Genomic DNA, 1,103 nt, shown 5'->3' with positions numbered 1-1,103 from the left:
GCTGGACCTGCGGATCTTGCGCGAACGAAGGCGCATTGCCATGACTAAAGATGCGCCGGCGCGAACGCACCTCCTGCGAGATGTCGCGCGGCGCGGCCCGTGCCCGCGAGCACGGCGAGCACGGCGAGCAGCACCAGCTGGTAGAACGCGGTCTGGTATTTGAAGCGCGTCGAAAAATCGATGATGTCGATCTCGTCCACCTCGGCGGCGACAAACGTGGTCGTGCCGCTGCCCGTCGTGCGCTGGCCAAAGCCATCCCAGTCGTCGTGATGTGTCACGCCGGGCTGCCTCGCGCGCACGGCCGCGATCACGTCTTCGCCCGTGTCGTCGCGGCGCGCAAACACGTCGATCCAGTCAGCGAAGATGCTGCCCGTGCTGTAGTACTTCTCTCCGTTCACCACCCAGCGTGCGCCATCACGTGACACGCGCGTGATCACGTCGCCGATCGCCACGCTGCCGACTTCGGTCCAGGCGTTTCCCACCAGTTCGCCGTCGACAAATCGCCTGAACCAGACGTCGCGCGCCGGGCCTGGCTCCGCGTTGAGCCGGTCCTCGACGAACGCAAAGTGGCCGCGCAGTGCCTGCGGCAAATTCGAATCCGCCTCGGCCAGTTCGATCAGCAGCTGAATCAGTTGCGGCAGCGAAGCCCCCGCGCCACCATGCTCGACCGGCACGCGAACGGCGCCGAATCCGGCGGCCTTGAGCCATTCGATCTGCTCATAGGGCAGGCTGCGATCGCGCTCACGCTCGAGCACGCCCTCTGCGATGCGGGCGAAAACGGGTCGAAAACGTGAAGCGAGACGCTCGTAATCCGTACCGGGAGAAAGAACGGGAGCAAGTTGCCACCGTGCTGGCGAGATTCAATGCGGTCATAGGGGCTCCAGGTACCGGCTTGATGGGTGGCCCGTGTTCGGGCCTCGTTCCTTACCGATAAAGCAGAAGCCATGCCAATCGTTGGCCGGGGATCAGGTGTGCGCAGGTCGGGAAAACCGCATGCGTGTTGCTGGTTCAGCAACAGCATGCAGCTGATTCACTGCTGGATTTGCAGCGATGCCTGAGCGATCTCGTGATGCCCGGACTGGTCACTGGCGTCATCGCTGCCC

1 pseudogene is annotated in these 1,103 nt (G+C 64.1%); it reads right to left on the bottom strand.

The features are described from left to right. Positions 1–860: pseudogene (locus ACOJB8_RS41110) on the bottom strand (acyl-CoA dehydrogenase family protein); the annotation flags it as partial. Between the last annotated feature and the right edge of the window lie 243 nt (positions 861–1,103).

It is taken from the genome of Paraburkholderia sp. BR10141 (assembly GCF_056155635.1).
The sequence above is the reverse complement of the archived record's forward strand: the minus strand, read 5'-3'. Positions and strand labels throughout refer to the sequence as shown.